The 14,730-nt window shown below is 42.2% G+C and carries 11 protein-coding genes; 7 read left to right on the plus strand and 4 right to left on the minus strand.

The window, feature by feature from the left end; genetic code table 11:
- Positions 1 to 1,861: DUF4114 domain-containing protein (locus RMZ42_RS30255; protein WP_322674891.1), on the plus strand; the 1,861-nt coding region annotated here is incomplete at its 5' end.
- Positions 1,862 to 2,007: 146 nt separating this feature from the next.
- Here the strand turns inward: RMZ42_RS30255 and RMZ42_RS30260 are convergent.
- Positions 2,008 to 2,379, minus strand: coding sequence for a four-helix bundle copper-binding protein (locus RMZ42_RS30260; protein WP_094351003.1), 372 nt, complete (start codon positions 2,377 to 2,379; stop codon positions 2,008 to 2,010).
- 492 nt (positions 2,380 to 2,871) lie between these two features.
- A complete protein-coding gene (locus RMZ42_RS30265) occupies positions 2,872 to 4,050 on the minus strand; it encodes a pyridoxal phosphate-dependent aminotransferase (protein WP_322674892.1) in 1,179 nt (392 codons plus the stop codon).
- Positions 4,051 to 4,295: 245 nt separating this feature from the next.
- Between RMZ42_RS30265 and RMZ42_RS30270 the strand changes: the two genes are divergently transcribed.
- Positions 4,296 to 4,895 carry an MBL fold metallo-hydrolase gene (locus RMZ42_RS30270; protein ID WP_322674893.1) on the plus strand — a complete coding sequence of 200 codons (600 nt, stop codon included), beginning with the start codon at positions 4,296 to 4,298 and terminating at the stop codon, positions 4,893 to 4,895.
- A 567-nt stretch (positions 4,896 to 5,462) separates the two neighbouring features.
- Here the strand turns inward: RMZ42_RS30270 and msrB are convergent.
- Both msrB and RMZ42_RS30280 read right to left on the minus strand, forming a co-directional pair.
- Entirely contained in the window at positions 5,463 to 5,957 is a 495-nt protein-coding gene (gene msrB, locus RMZ42_RS30275) for a peptide-methionine (R)-S-oxide reductase MsrB (protein WP_322674894.1), read from the minus strand.
- A gap of 360 nt (positions 5,958 to 6,317) precedes the next feature.
- A complete protein-coding gene (locus RMZ42_RS30280) occupies positions 6,318 to 6,851 on the minus strand; it encodes an MgtC/SapB family protein (RefSeq protein ID WP_322674900.1) in 534 nt (177 codons plus the stop codon).
- Between the two features lie 578 nt (positions 6,852 to 7,429).
- Between RMZ42_RS30280 and ssuD the strand changes: the two genes are divergently transcribed.
- The 5 genes from ssuD (at position 7,430) to RMZ42_RS30305 (ending at position 14,590) form a co-directional block, all read left to right on the plus strand.
- A complete protein-coding gene (gene ssuD, locus RMZ42_RS30285; RefSeq protein WP_322674895.1) occupies positions 7,430 to 8,590 on the plus strand; it encodes an FMNH2-dependent alkanesulfonate monooxygenase in 1,161 nt (386 codons plus the stop codon).
- Between the two features lie 71 nt (positions 8,591 to 8,661).
- The gene (ssuE, locus tag RMZ42_RS30290; protein WP_322674896.1) at positions 8,662 to 9,228 is read left to right on the plus strand and encodes an NADPH-dependent FMN reductase; all 567 of its coding nucleotides are present in this window, start codon (positions 8,662 to 8,664) and stop codon (positions 9,226 to 9,228) included.
- Between the two features lie 788 nt (positions 9,229 to 10,016).
- On the plus strand, positions 10,017 to 11,354 hold the full coding sequence (locus tag RMZ42_RS30295) for an FAD-binding oxidoreductase (RefSeq protein ID WP_322674897.1): 1,338 nt from the start codon (positions 10,017 to 10,019) through the stop codon (positions 11,352 to 11,354).
- 54 nt (positions 11,355 to 11,408) lie between these two features.
- The gene (locus RMZ42_RS30300) at positions 11,409 to 12,761 is read left to right on the plus strand and encodes a (Fe-S)-binding protein (RefSeq protein ID WP_322674898.1); all 1,353 of its coding nucleotides are present in this window, start codon (positions 11,409 to 11,411) and stop codon (positions 12,759 to 12,761) included.
- 530 nt (positions 12,762 to 13,291) lie between these two features.
- Positions 13,292 to 14,590 carry a P-loop NTPase fold protein gene (locus RMZ42_RS30305; protein ID WP_322674899.1) on the plus strand — a complete coding sequence of 433 codons (1,299 nt, stop codon included), beginning with the start codon at positions 13,292 to 13,294 and terminating at the stop codon, positions 14,588 to 14,590.
- Positions 14,591 to 14,730: the final 140 nt, after the last annotated feature.

Consider the following 14,730-nt stretch of genomic DNA (forward strand, 5'->3'; position numbering starts at 1 on the left):
CAGTTTAGTAACCGGAACTGGCGATACCGATAATAGTGCATTCACAATTGTTGGTGATAAGTTACAAATCAACAGTTCCCCAGACTTTGAAACCAAATCTAGTTACAACATCCGAGTTCAGACAACTGATGCAAGTGGAGTTACTTATAGCAAAGAGTTAACAATTGCAGTTAACAATCTCAGCGATCCTGGTGCTAACGATGCGCCCACAGATTTGACAGTAAGTCAGCTAGCTGTTAATGAGAACGTTGTTGCGGGAACAGTAATTGGTACATTTACCACCACAGACGCAGATGCAAGCGACACATTCACCTACAGTTTAGTAACCGGAACTGGCGATACCGATAATAGTGCATTCACAATTGTTGGTGATAAGTTACAAATCAACAGTTCCCCAGACTTTGAAACCAAATCTAGTTACAACATCCGAGTTCAGACAACTGATGCAAGTGGAGTTACTTATGAAAAAGCATTGGCGATCGCAGTTAACAATCTCAGCGATCCTGGTGCTAACGATGCGCCCACAGATTTGACAGTAAGTCAGCTAGCTGTTAATGAGAACGTTGTTGCGGGAACAGTAATTGGTACATTTACCACCACAGACGCAGATGCAAGCGACACATTCACCTACAGTTTAGTAACCGGAACTGGCGATACCGATAATAGTGCATTCACAATTGTTGGTGATAAGTTACAAATCAACAGTTCCCCAGACTTTGAAACCAAATCTAGTTACAACATCCGAGTTCAGACAACTGATGCAAGTGGAGTTACTTATGAAAAAGCATTGGCGATCGCAGTTAATAATCTCAACGATCCTGGTGCTAACGATATACCAACCCTGACGAAGAATACTAACGATATCTTTACTATCCAAGGTAAAGGTAACAGTGACAAAGCAACACTCTCAGTCAAGCTGACGGGACAGGGTTCTAAGCATCTTTATGAATTGGGAGTCTTTGCTGTAGATGATGAACAAGGGAAGATTCAAGGTATTGCCCCTTCAGATGCTGGTTACACTGAAGCAGCTTTGAAAAGATCCAAGGTGATTCTCTCGTCGCTTACCAATTATCCTGTTGGATTTAATACTAATTTAGCTAGTTTGGAGGAATTTAATTCTGGTCAACACCTAAGATTTTGCTTGGTACGCGATAGCACTACTGATAGTATCTTGGCTGGACAAGCTGCTTTTACAGATGTACTGATTTCCGATCCGACAAATGTTAAAATCGCAAGCTTGGGTAATAATAACTTCTCCTTGTCTTGGAAAGCTAGCAACGGTTCTGAATTCCAGGATTTGATGGTAACAATTCAGGCAACAGATGAAGATTTGCCTTTGGGTGGAGCTTCCCAAGGAAAGCATCAAGGAGAACTCCTTGATTTCCGTGGTGTGACACAACAGGTAAAAGCTGATTTTGCCGTCAATAGAGAAGCTGCATACGACAATTTTGTCGGTTTTTATCAAGTGGCTGATGAAAATGGTGGTATCGATACCAACGGCGATGGTACAGCAGATATTCTCGTAGGGCAAGCTGGTTATGCTGAAGCTGCTATACGTGGACGTGTTGCAGGCATTGACTTGATGGTGAATAATCAAGGTAGCGCAAGTTACTCCGGGAATCTCAAGCCTGATTCTCTGTTTGCACCCTTTATTATTGTTAATGGTAAACCCGATGCCATTCTCGATGTCGATGCTAATAACAATCCAGCGGTTTACTTCGCATTTTTGGGCGCTAACTCAGACAAGACAGATCACATTCGTCTGTTAGAAAAAAACACCTTTGGCTTTGAGGATTTGGCAGAGGGTGGTGACAAGGATTTCAACGATATGATTGTGCATGTCAATTTGAGTATTGGTTAGCTATTTCATTGTCAAATTAACATCAAATCGGCAGTTAAAAACCGCGTCTATGATTAGTTAAGTCTTTACTTCAAGCGCCCAGACTCAAAGAGCCTGAGCGCTTGAATATTAGGTTGCAGAGAAACTTCTGCTAGATTGTTGTGGAATTATGCGGGCATCATGTGCATACTTCTGCAAGACTCTGCACACTTACGGCAAGCGGCAGCACATTCCATCATTTTCGCGTCATCGCTCATCATCTCACACGCCATTGCAGTGCGATCGCACATTTCCGCACAAAGCATACAAGTGCGTTCCATGAACTCAGAACCGCTCATCATCATATTCATGCACATCATGCACATTTCAGAACAATCGCGCATCATACTCATCATGCTCATCATGTTCTTATCCATGTGCTGACCACCTTTGCTCATGCAATGAGTCATGGTTTCCATGCACATTTTATGACAGTCCATACAAACATCCATGCAAGTCTGCATTTCTGGAGTCATGGTTTCAGTCATCATCATCATCATCATCGGAAATACCTCCTGATTTTTTGATGCATAAATAGTGTCCTTGAAAGGACTACTCTTCACATTAGTCTTATCCTTTTAAAGAGTCAATGGGGTTTTTAATCCAGAATTTTTAAGCCTACTATCCCGATATAATTACCGGAAAATTGAATAAATTCTACACTATTTTGGTGTTGTTTTCCTGGGGAATGCTATACATTAAGGCTTAAAAAGCCTCGTTTCTAAGTGGGGTTTAATTTGGCAAGTCATATATACATCGGGATCAAAAGTTAGGGTTAAATTTAATTTAAAAATAATGTTATTATTTTTAATAAATGAATGCCTTAATAAAGCATTTGTAAATTTATATTAAATAGAGTTTTATTAACTTATATTAATTTCAAAATATATGTCTTAAAAAATTCGTAATTCATAATGTAATTTCAACTGCACTTAAAAGAAAATTTCCTCGAAAAAAGTAATTTTCACAACTTACATAAGATATGATGGAGGTTATAGATTTGATTGCAATTTCAGTAAGCGATCGCTCGCTGCTTGTAACGTCTCAGGTCTTTTGCTGAAACAAAATCTTATCAATGAATGTCCTTTTTCTGGTTGGCTGAAAAAGCTGGAACCGGGAACTACAGCAACACCAATATTTTTAATCAGATGGTAAGTGAATTCAACATCTGTTTTATAGCCAAATTTGGAAATATCTGCAAGAACGTAATAGGCTCCTTGAGGAACAAAATAGGGAATGCCAACTCGATCTAGAATTTGTAAAATGCTGTCTCGCTTCTGGTGATAAAGTTTGCCTAGTTCTTCATAATAGGATGGTGGCAGTTGCATGGCAGCAACTCCGGCTCGTTGCAAAGGTGCAGGTGCGCCAACGGTGAGAAAATCATGGACTTTGCGAATCGCCCCTGTCAATTCGGGGTTTGCCAGAATGTAGCCGACTCGCCATCCAGTGACGCTATAAGTTTTGGATAAACCATTAATTGTAACGGTGCGTTCTTCCATACCGGGGAGAGTCGCTAGGGCAATATGTTGAGTGCCGTCATAGAGAATATGTTCATAGATTTCATCAGTGAACGCTAACACATCCCATTTTTGACAAAGTTCAGCAATTAAGGTGAGTTCTTCACGGCTGAAGACTTTACCTGTGGGATTATGGGGTGTGTTGATAATAATCGCTTTGGTATTGGCATTGAAAGCTTGACGCAACTGTGATTCATCAAATGTCCAATAAGGAGGATGCAGTGTGACGTAGCGGGGTATAGCACCAGCTAAAATCGCATCGGGGCCGTAGTTTTCATAATATGGCTCAAATACAATTACTTCGTCACCGGGATCGACTGTCGCTAGCATGACAGATGCCATTGCTTCTGTGGAACCACAGGTAACGGTGATTTGGGTTTCGGGATTGATATCTAAGCCTAGATACCAACGAACTTTGTTAGCGATCGCATGACGAAATGGGCGATCGCCCCAAGTAATGGCATACTGATTAACATCTGCCTCTATCGCCTGATATGCTGCCTGTTTCAACTCCAAAGGACAAGGAAAATCAGGGAACCCCTGCGCTAAATTCACCGCATCGTATTGCAGTGCTACCCTGGTCATTTCTCGAATCACCGACTCTGTAAACTGTTCTGCCTTCGCTGATATTTTTTGCCGCCCAATCTTACTCACCCCTATACCTCCGTTAATCTTGGCTTGCCGTTATCCGGGAATTCTGTAGCCCAGATAAAACCATAATATTGATAGATTTATCGTAGTATACTCAAATTTTTGATCCAGAGGAAGAAGCAAGGGAGTAGAGGAGGCAGGGAAGGCAGGGGAAGCAGAATAATAACCAATGCCCAATGCCCTTATTATCTATATACTTAATTATTGAGATTAATAGTCAATTATTGAAGTACTGATCCAGAATCATCATGAAATCTTTGCACCGTCCCGATCTTTATAGCTGGTCTAATTTCAATCCGGCAAGAAATATTGATTTCAATGGGATTGCCTGGATTCGGCCAGATGGCAACATCTTGATTGACCCAGTAGCCCTATCAAACCATGATTGGAATCATCTAAAATCCCTCGGCGGTGTGGTTTGGATTGTACTGACGAATTCTGAGCATGTCAGGGCAAGTAAAGAAATTGCCGATCAAACTTATGCTAAAATTGCTGGCCCGATTGCAGAAAAAGACACTTTTCCTATACCTTGCGATCGCTGGCTATCTGATGGTGAAGAATTTGTCCCAGGACTGGAAGTGATTGAACTCAATGGTTCTAAAACTCCTGGTGAGTTGGCTTTGTTACTGGAAGAGACAACTTTAATTACAGGGGATTTAGTACGGGCACGTAAAGCAGGTAGCTTGACGATTTTACCAGATGACAAGCTGCTGAATCGAGAGGAGGCTGTTGCTTCTATTCGCAGGTTGGCTCAACTGAGTCGGGTAGAAGCAGTGCTGGTGGGGGATGGTTGGCCAGTTTTTCGGGATGGACGCGATCGCTTAAAGGATCTGGTAGCGACGCTGTAAATAATTAGGGTAGCACAGCTAGCTGTGCTACCCTACAGGCGAATGTAGTTCAAATAGATCAAAAAGGCTGTCAGAAGAAAATCAAACAACACCGTATCATGGTAGTTAGTAGCATTTACGTTTGATACTTTCTTTTTTGCCATAAAAGAATATTAGGTAAGTAATATCCTGATTTCCTGACGGCAGAATGCGAAAGCTTTTACTGATTCACTTAGTTGGAGAACGCTGATGTCGAAGGAAAGAAAAAGTAATAAAGAAGCTAAAAAACCTAAAAAAGATCCTAAAGACAAAAAGGAGAAAAAAGACCCAGGCAAATAGAACGATTTAGGTAAATAGTTTTAGCGAAGACCAAGAGTTGCATTTCCTTACATTGACAATATTTCGTCCAGTAGGACTGAATAGGAAAAGTAATTGTCAAAAATTTATTCACTCTTGGTCAAGTATCAAAATCTGATGATTTAAGTTGTGTGTGCGATGTTAGGACGGGCTGTGATGCTCGATAGTGCAGCGTTAGCGACACAGGAAGGTCTTGACTCGCTAATGCTACGCTATCGGTGACGCAATTTATCAAGCAGGCTCAAATTTCAGCGAAACACCGTTCATGCAGTAGCGCTTGCCAGTGGGTGCAGGCCCATCATCAAAAACATGACCCAGATGACCGCCACAGCGACTACAATGCACTTCAGTTCTGGTCATAAACAACGACTTGTCTACAGTTGTGGCGATCGCACCTTCAATTGGATTAAAGAAGCTAGGCCAGCCAGTACCACTATTAAATTTGGTATCAGATGTAAACAGTGGTTGTTCGCAGGCGGCACAATAATAAGTACCATTATCGTATTTCTTATCCAATGGACTGGTGTAAGGGCGTTCAGTTCCATGTTTACGCAATACATTGAACTGTTCTGGCGTTAAAATGGTGCGCCATTCTGACTCTGGTTTGGTAACTTCAAATCCACTTTGAGAAGTTGTCATTGCTTGTGACCCCCAATTGATATACCTTGATAACAGTGCTGTGCCGACTATGACTGCACTAGCCTGTAAAAAATAGCGTTTGTCCATATATCTATTATTTTCTATTTTCCGGTTCACTGGGCAATCTATTCCAGTACGGGATTCCCTACATGAATGACTATAATCAGCGATCGCTCTGAATTAGCCCTGATAAACTGATTAAAATTGGCTAAGAAACAACAAATTATTTTTCAATAAAATACTAGGCGGCAATAAGTAGGTGGACACAATTATTTAGAAGACGCATTTCGGCTTCGCTCAATTCTCAGTAGCCTGATTAAAAGAGGGTTGAGCGCAGTTGAAACCCGGCAATTTTAAGTTAGGTTTAATTTAGTCCTTCTATTTACGATCGATTTGACTTAATTTTGGACAATACAAGTATAGTTTTCAATTAGAGGATAACGATAGTCAATCATCATCTTCATCAGAGGTGATTGTGAGATCCTGAGTAGTCCCGTGTTTACCCTGACTCGTCAGAAATACAAATGTGCGATTGAGCCGTTTTACCCCACTTAAGGTAATTAGAGTCAATAAGCCTCCCAACAATCCCATTTGCCACAAACCACAACCAATCGCAGCCCCCAACCCGGCCGCCGTCCAGACACAGGCGGCTGTAGTTAAACCCTTTACTTTTGGCGTTGCAGATTTTCTCGGAGACTCTTGTAAAATCAATCCGGCTCCAAGAAATCCAACCCCGGTAGCTACACCTTGAATTGTGCGACTCAGTGCATTGGTAGCAGCATAGGGACTCTCGCCCTCAACCTGCAAAGGAATCATCACAAATAATGCTGCCCCCATACTCACGAGCATAAATGTTCTCATCCCTGCTGGTCTACCTCCTTGCTGACGGTTGAATCCAATCAAGCAACCAACCAGGAGCGCCAAAGACAATCTAAACGCTATATGTGGCCAATCGTTGGCAGCAATAAACATCGGCCCCATTGCCTTATTTCTCCTAGAGACAGAACGGAATTTTGCACCTATTGGCAGTGTGGGCTGGATGGCTACCCACTTTTGTAGCTGAAAACTTAAGCACTGCAAATCAATAGGCTTTCAGTACATTAAGGTTAATTTAACAAAAGGTTAGGAATAAGTAAACTAATATACCCAAAGCTACCATTGATGTATTCTTCCTAGAGACAGAGGCAGGGGAAGAAGAACTATTGATTGTTATCTATAGCGTTTCTCGCTTGGATGCAATACAGTTTGACCTCACTTCCATTCCTCTCTCCTTTTAGGAGAGAGGCTTTGAATCTTACTCCCCTTCCCTACAAGGGAAGGGGCTGGGGGTTAGGTCTGTATTTCATACAATTGAGAACCGCTATATACCCAATCCCCAATTTCCAATTTTTGCGATCGCTAGCTTATTGAACACCGCCTAATATACATTCTTCTGATAGAGATACCGGAGTTTTATGAAAAACTTCTTGCTTGATTAAGTAGGATATGTGATATTGTTAAAACTATAAATAAAGCACGGTATTTCTATCGAATTGCCGTAGTTTAAAAGGACAGGACTCATGCAGCTACTATGGTTCATCCCAACCCACGGCGACGGACGTTACCTTGCAACTGCTACAGGCGGACGAGCAGTAAGCTTTCCTTATCTGCGGCAGATTGCCCAAGCGGTGGATGACCTTGGTTATACAGGGGCATTGCTGCCCACGGGTCGTTCTTGCGAAGATGCTTGGATTGTCGCATCAACGCTGGTATCACTAACCCGACAGATGCGTTTTTTGGTGGCGATTCGTCCCGGTTTGGTATCACCTGGGGTAGCAGCACGGATGGCAGCGACTTTTGATCGCCTCTCTGGTGGACGTTTGCTGATTAATGTCGTGACAGGGGGCGATCCCGTAGAGTTAGCGGGAGATGGCTTGCATTTGGATCACGATCAGCGCTATGAATTAACAGATGAATTTTTGACAGTATGGCGAGCGATCGCTAGTGGCGAACAAGTCAATCTCCAAGGTGACTATCTTAATATCCAAGATGGAAAACTGCTGTTTCCACCTGTTCAAAAGCCATATCCGCCCTTGTGGTTTGGCGGTTCCTCTCCTGTGGCTCAAAAAATTGCTGCCAAGCACGTAGATGTCTATCTAACTTGGGGCGAACCACCGGCGCAAGTAGCCGAGAAGATTGCAGCAGTTCGCAGACTTGCAGAAATACAAGGCCGGACTTTGCGGTTTGGGATTCGTTTACACGTGATTGTCCGCGAAACCGAGAGTGCAGCTTGGGATGCGGCGAATGATTTGATTAAATATGTAGATGATGAGGCGATCGCAAAAGCCCAAAAAGCTTATGCCCGAATGGATTCAGTTGGACAACAGCGAATGACTCAATTACACCACGGTAATCGTGAGGCATTAGAGATTAGCCCGAACCTGTGGGCGGGAGTCGGTTTGGTGCGGGGTGGTGCGGGAACAGCCTTAGTCGGCGATCCCCAAACCGTAGCTGCCAGGATATTAGAATATGCTGATTTAGGTATTGAATCCTTTATCCTCTCTGGCTATCCCCACCTAGAAGAAGCTTATCGAGTTGCAGAACTTCTATTTCCCCATTTGCCCTTAGAGAATTTACCCGCAGTGGAGAAGCAACACGTCTTAAGTCCATTTGGCGAGATTGTGGCAAATGAAGATTTCCCTAAGCAGCAACATCAGGAGAAAGCCACATCCATATCCTAGTAAAGTTTAGGGTATTGGGCATTGGTTATTTCCCATTCCCCATTCCGATTAATGCATAGGAGTTTAATTGAATGACAAATATTTTAGCGATCGCAGGTAGTCCAACCCATCCATCTAGAACCTATGGTGTTGTCGAATATACTGCCCAGCTTTTACAACAAGAAGGCTTGCATGTAGATATTATTTCAGTTCGGGATTTACCTGCTGAAGATTTAGTTTTTGGACGATACGACAGCCCTGCTTTAGAACAGCCAAAAGAATTATTAGCAAAGGCAGATGGTGTGATTATTGCCACCCCAATCTACAAAGCTGCTTACACAGGAGTGCTAAAAACATTTCTAGATTTGCTGCCACAAAAATCATTAACAGGTAAACCCGTGTTACCAATTGCTTTGGGTGGAACCATCGCTCATTTATTGGCAATTGAATATGCCCTCAAACCTGTGTTATCTGAATTAGGAGCGCGTCATATCCTCGCTACCATTTATGCAGTAGACAAACAAATTCAACGACAACCCGATCACAGCGTCGTGTTAGATGAGGAAATTGACCAAAGACTCAAAGACGTTCTCAAAGAATTTGTGAAAGCTGTAGAATATGATGCCGCAGCGCCTCAAGAATTGGTTCATGCCAATTAAATAATTAAGTTTATACCTCCGTTTGCTTGTAGCAGAGGGGTAAAATTTACCCATCTGTTACTTTTTTTTAAAGTTAATCAGAGCCAGATAACTTTATTTTCAGAAATTACACTTTTATTGCAACAATATTAAAATTATTTATAGATGACGCTCATATTTATCTGCCAGCTTTTATAGTCTATTAAACTAACACCGCTATAATTTATTATTTTTTCTATAAAATATCTTGTATATATGCAAATTGTCTCCTAACTCTACCTATAGTAGATGAGTGAAATTTACTCATCTACTACTTTCTCTACTTAAATTTCAAACTTTATCAACAAATTCACAAAATTATAGGTTGGATAAGGCTAATACCTTAGAGGATGTTTGAAAAGTCCTCTTCTTGGTAGCAAAACGTTCTAGCTCCCCCTAAATCCCCCGATATAGCAAGGGACTGGGGACTGGTGACTGGGGATTGGGTGAAAAGTCTTGTTGTGTCTAAGTTTTATCATCTGTTAATGTCCTAACCACGAAGGCTTATGCTATAAATTGGGGGACTTTGAAAGGTTTTGCCCCCCTTTTTAAGGGGGGTTGGGGGGATCGATAAGTGCCTAAAATCACAGCCAACCACTCTTCAAACAACCTCTTACAGCAGTTTCATCTATTTGAATTCCACCTGTCGTAGGGGCGCAACCAGTCGTAGGAATCGCTTTCATATTAAAGCCACCGTATATTAATGGCAATGCGCTTTTTTGGTCAGGTTAGCCAGTAAATTAGAAGGAGGGCGTAAAAAAATAAACTCAATGAAAGCGATGTCTAACGACAAGCCGCAAGGCGTCTGCGCTTCCGAACTTGCATCTATCGTCGGTGAAGAAAATGCTATTTGCCTTTGGGAAAATATCGAATTTAGTCAGCAAAAACGTATCCAACAAGCTATAGCTTCTGGAAATTCACCCAGTTGTATTGTCTATCCCCGCAACCAAGAACAGCTAGCCGCAGTCATGACCACGGCTTATGCAAATAACTGGCGCGTCCTTCCCTGTGGTAGTGGCAGTAAACTTAGCTGGGGTGGTTTAGCAAAAAGCATTGATGTTGTAGTTAGTACAGAACGCATCAACCAACTGATTGAACACGCTGTTGGTGATTTGACTGTCACAGTCGAAGCTGGGATGAAGTTCTCTGATTTGCAAGCACTTTTGGCAAAATCGCGGCAATTTCTCGCCCTTGACCCGACAGCACCAGAGTCAGCAACCATTGGCGGTATTGTTGCTACAGGTGATACAGGTTCTCTGCGGCAACGTTATGGCAGTGTACGCGACCAGTTACTAGGTATTACATTTGTCCGTGCTGATGGAGAAATCGCCAAAGCTGGGGGAAGAGTAGTTAAAAATGTTGCCGGATATGACTTGATGAAGTTGCTTACCGGGTCTTATGGCACATTAGGCTTTATTAGTCAATTAACTTTTCGCCTGTATCCGCTAGCCGAGGCATCGGGGACGGTGGTACTAACTGGGAAAGCTGAGGCTGTATCTCAAGCGGCTAATATCCTTCGAGGTTCGGCGTTAACACCAGTTCAGGCTGATTTGCTATCAACTAAATTGGTGTCTAGTTTAGGATTGGGTGAAGGACTGGGATTAATTGCTCGGTTTCAAAGTATTAGTGAGAGTGTTAAGGAACAATCAAACCGAGTTTTGGAAGTTGGACAAAAGTTAGGGTTAAATGGGGCAATTTTTACCGATGGTGATGAAGCTAATCTATGGCAGAGATTGCAAGAACGAATACATACTACTGCCACAGAATCGGTAATTAGCTGCAAAATAGGAGTGTTACCTACTGCTGCTGTGGAGATTTTGACTCAAGTGGAGTTGGGTTTAATTCATATTAGTAGTGGTTTAGGTTTGTTACAATTAGAGAGTAAAAATCAAGTTTTGAAAATCCGCGATCGCTTAGGCTTTGCTGGAAACAATCCCACTCAAGCAAGTAGTGGTTTTTTAACAATTCTGTCAGCACCAGTTGCGGTTAAAGAACAAATAGATGTTTGGGGTTATACGGGTAATGCTTTGCCGTTGATGCGCCGTATTAAGGAACAGTTTGATAGTAAGAATATTTTAAGTCCTGGCCGGTTTGTGGGTGGAATTTAAGAAACGAACCGCTAAGACACAGAGAACGCTGAGATAGAGAGGGGAAAAGAATATATGCAAGTTTCAAAAAATTCTGTTAATAATACGGCTAGTTTAAAGAATTTGAAGGGCTTTGATGAGAGTCATCCACCCGATCCGAAGTTAATTGATAGTTGTGTACATTGTGGATTTTGTCTTTCGACTTGTCCTAGTTATCGGGTGCTGGGTAAGGAGATGGATTCTCCTAGAGGACGTGTCTATTTAATGGATGCAATTAATGAGGGTGAAATTGCTCTCAATACCGCAACAATAGAACATTTTGATTCTTGTTTGGGGTGTCTTGCTTGTGTGAGTACTTGTCCTTCTGGCGTGCAGTATGACAAGTTAATTTCTGCAACTCGTCATCAAGTTGAACGAAATTATCCCCGCAGTTTACCAGATCGATTTTTTCGCCAACTGATATTTTCTCTGTTTCCTTATCCCAATCTTTTACGGGTTTTATTAGTTCCGTTGTTAGTTTATCAAAAGTTAGGATTTCCTAAGTTATTTCGGGCTACGGGTTTACTGAATAAAATATCGCCCCGTTTGGCAGCAATGGAATCAATTCTGCCAGAAATTACTCTCAAATCTTTTCAAGATAATCTGCCTACTGTGATTCCTGCTAAAGGTGAAAAGCGGTATCGAGTCGGGGTAATTTTGGGTTGCGTCCAACGACTGTTTTTCTCCCCTGTAAATGAAGCGACAGTGCGCGTTTTAACAGCGAATGGTTGTGAAGTTGTGATTCCCAAATCTCAAGGTTGTTGTGCGGCGCTTCCCGAACACCAAGGACAAACAGAACAGGCGAAAGCTTTAGCAAGACAGATGATTGATAGTTTTGCCAAAACAGATGTAGATTTTGTAATTATCAATGCTGCTGGTTGCGGTCATACTTTAAAAGAATACGGTCATATTTTAGAAGATGACCCAGAATATCGAGAAAAGGCAAAGGATTTTGCCGCTAAAGTTAAAGATGCTCAAGAATTTTTGGCAACTGTTGGCTTAACAGCGAAACTTTCACCGTTGACCGATCAACCATTGAATTTAGTTTATCAAGATGCTTGTCATTTATTGCACGGACAAAAGATTAGCGTCCAACCGCGTCAGGTGTTGCGACAAATTCCAGGGGTGAAGTTGAGAGAACCAATAGATGCAGCTTTATGTTGTGGCAGTGCCGGAGTTTATAATATGCTGCAACCAGAAGTGTCTGAAGAATTGGGTCGGCAAAAAGTAGAGAATTTGTTGAATACTGGTGCTGAGTTAATTGCTTCTGCTAATCCGGGATGTACTTTGCAAATTACCAAGCATTTGCAGTTGCAAGGTAAGAAGATGTCAGTTATTCACCCGATGGAGTTGTTAGATTATTCGATTCGCGGTGAGAAGTTAAAGTAAAAGCACCCCAAAGAGCCAAAGCTGCGCTTTGGCTCCCCTCCTCCCTAACTCTACGGTGTACACACAAGTTGAAATATTTTACTCATTTGGGTTTAGGCGTAGGTTTTACCCCTCCCTAACCCTCCCCTTGTAAAGGGGAGGGAACTAGATTTTCGATTTCCCCTGTAAGATTGGTGCAACATACTTGAATCTCAGCTTGTAAAGGCGAGGGAACTAGATTTTCCGGTTTCTCCTGTAAGATTGGTGCAACATACTTGAATCTCAGCTTGTGAAGGCGAGGGAACTAGATTTTCCGGTTTCCCCCCTTTACAAGGGGGGATTAAGGGGGGTAATTCGACTTATGTGTACACCAAGGATTTCGCATTAATTTGATACCAATACACAGCTGTGCGCCCCTACTATTGGGATATTTTTTTATTGGAAGTCCCTTAATCAGCCAGCTTAAAGACTTTTTTCCGAAATAGCCGCTTTGTCGTCTGTATAATCACTGAAATGGGCTAGAGCGTCAAGCTGATTTCGGGTAATTTGTGATGAAACTAGATTTAGTCAGGTTTTTTCAAGCTTGCAACCCCAGTAAAACTCTGGTTGTAAGCAAACCGGAGGATAGACAATATTATATTGATTTCTCTAAAGTGCGTGGTGCCAAAATTATTGAGGAACTTGGGCGAACTATCACCCGCCTTTCACCTGAAGAACCCACTTGTCAATTGTTTACCGGACATATCGGCTGTGGCAAATCCACTGAATTACTGCGGCTAAAGGCAGAGTTAGAACAGCAGGGATTTCATGTGGTTTATTTCGAGTCTAGCCAAAGCTTGGATATGGCTGATATTGATGTTACAGATATTTTATTAGCAGTAGCTCGTGAGGTTAGTCAAAGTCTAGAAGCAATCAAAATTAACCTTAAGCCTGGATACTTTCAAACTCTGTTTACTGAACTTGGTGAATTTTTGCAAACGCCAATAGAACTTGGGGGAGAGTTATCTGTAGGTATTGCCAAAATTACTGCCAAAACTAAAGATAGTCCCAAACTTCGCGCTCAGTTACGGCAATATTTAGAACCGCGCACCAACGGCATTTTAGAATCAATCAACAAAGAATTGCTCAAGCCTGCAAGAGAGAAACTTAAGCAGCAAGGTAAAAAAGGACTGGTGGTAATTACAGATAATCTCGACAGAGTAGATAATTCTTTAAAGCCTTCCGGTTATTATCAGCCAGAATATCTCTTTGTGGAACGGGGCGAACAGTTAAACCAGCTAAATTGTCATGTTGTTTATACCATTCCCTTAGTGTTGATTTTTTCCAACGCTTTAGGAAGATTAACAAATCGCTTTGGCGTAGACCCCAAGGTTTTGCCGATGGTTCCTGTGCAATTACAAGATGGTTTGCAATTCTCACAAGGAATCACGCTGCTGCAACAGATGGTGATGGCGAGGGCTTTTCCTGGTGTTAGTTGGGAACAAAGCCAGCATTTAATTACTGAGGTTTTTGATAGTCCTGATACTTTAGAGCGACTTTGCCGAGTTAGCGGCGGTCATTTGCGTAACTTGTTGATGTTATTGTTTCGCTGTCTTCAGCAAGAAGACCCGCCTTTGTCGCGGGAGTGCGTGGATAGGGTGATTAAACAACGCCGCAATGAGCTAACTTTAGCAATTACGCCTGATGAATGGGAAGTACTGCGTGAAGTGGCGCAAAAGAAAAGCTTGAGAGGTCATGAAAGATACGAACTTTTGCTCCGCAGTATGTTTGTATTTGAATACCGAAATGAAGATGGTTCGTGGTTTGATGTGAATCCGATTTTGGCTGAAGCCAAGGAATTTAAGTTATAAATCGGCGTATATGAACAATTACCCCCCTTACTCCCCCCTTATAAAGGGCTACGGTGTACACACAAGTCGAATTACCCCCCTCAATCCCCCCTTGCAAAGGGGGGAAGCCGGAAATCTAATTCCCTCCCCTTTGCAAGGGG

Source organism: Nostoc sp. DedQUE05 (assembly GCF_034530955.1).
Classification (GTDB): domain Bacteria; phylum Cyanobacteriota; class Cyanobacteriia; order Cyanobacteriales; family Nostocaceae; genus Nostoc.

What these genes read in the sequence shown, in the direction of transcription:
- RMZ42_RS30260 (WP_094351003.1), bottom strand. Translation starts at nt 2,379, where the DNA reads ATGATGATGATGATGACTGAAACCATGACTCCAGAAATGCAGACTTGC.
- RMZ42_RS30270 (WP_322674893.1), top strand. Translation starts at nt 4,296, where the DNA reads ATGAAATCTTTGCACCGTCCCGATCTTTATAGCTGGTCTAATTTCAAT.
- msrB (WP_322674894.1), bottom strand. Translation starts at nt 5,957, where the DNA reads ATGGACAAACGCTATTTTTTACAGGCTAGTGCAGTCATAGTCGGCACA.
- RMZ42_RS30280 (WP_322674900.1), bottom strand. Translation starts at nt 6,851, where the DNA reads ATGGGGCCGATGTTTATTGCTGCCAACGATTGGCCACATATAGCGTTT.
- ssuD (WP_322674895.1), top strand. Translation starts at nt 7,430, where the DNA reads ATGCAGCTACTATGGTTCATCCCAACCCACGGCGACGGACGTTACCTT.
- ssuE (WP_322674896.1), top strand. Translation starts at nt 8,662, where the DNA reads ATGACAAATATTTTAGCGATCGCAGGTAGTCCAACCCATCCATCTAGA.
- RMZ42_RS30295 (WP_322674897.1), top strand. Translation starts at nt 10,017, where the DNA reads ATGAAAGCGATGTCTAACGACAAGCCGCAAGGCGTCTGCGCTTCCGAA.
- RMZ42_RS30300 (WP_322674898.1), top strand. Translation starts at nt 11,409, where the DNA reads ATGCAAGTTTCAAAAAATTCTGTTAATAATACGGCTAGTTTAAAGAAT.
- RMZ42_RS30305 (WP_322674899.1), top strand. Translation starts at nt 13,292, where the DNA reads ATGAAACTAGATTTAGTCAGGTTTTTTCAAGCTTGCAACCCCAGTAAA.